Genomic DNA, 272 nt, shown 5'->3' with positions numbered 1-272 from the left:
AGCGCAACATAAAAAAGACCAGCCGCGGTGGCTGGTCAAGGCTCTATTCATCAAGCCACTGGAGTGCCGCAGGGAAGCTGCGGATGAGCGGGTAACGCGACGAACTACACTTAAAAACTTTTACTGATGCCCACGACAAATCTGTCATCGAAGATTTCAGTCTGAGTACCATAGACCTTATGGTCGGTATCGACTGTGCTGCCGTGGTAACGGACATCAAAATTCAACCCGTAGAATACTTTGCTTAGACCTAAGTTCCAGTGTCCCCAACC

1 protein-coding gene is annotated in these 272 nt (G+C 49.3%); it reads right to left on the bottom strand.

The genetic code is table 11. The features are described from left to right. Nucleotides 1-110: 110 nt before the first annotated feature. The coding region (locus KB213_RS13200) for a TorF family putative porin (protein ID WP_211683458.1) at nucleotides 111-272 on the bottom strand (162 nt) is incomplete at its 5' end.

It is taken from the genome of Neokomagataea anthophila (assembly GCF_018122595.1).
In the GTDB taxonomy this organism is placed as follows: domain Bacteria; phylum Pseudomonadota; class Alphaproteobacteria; order Acetobacterales; family Acetobacteraceae; genus Gluconobacter; species Gluconobacter anthophilus.
This window is presented reverse-complemented; position numbering and strand designations above follow the sequence as displayed.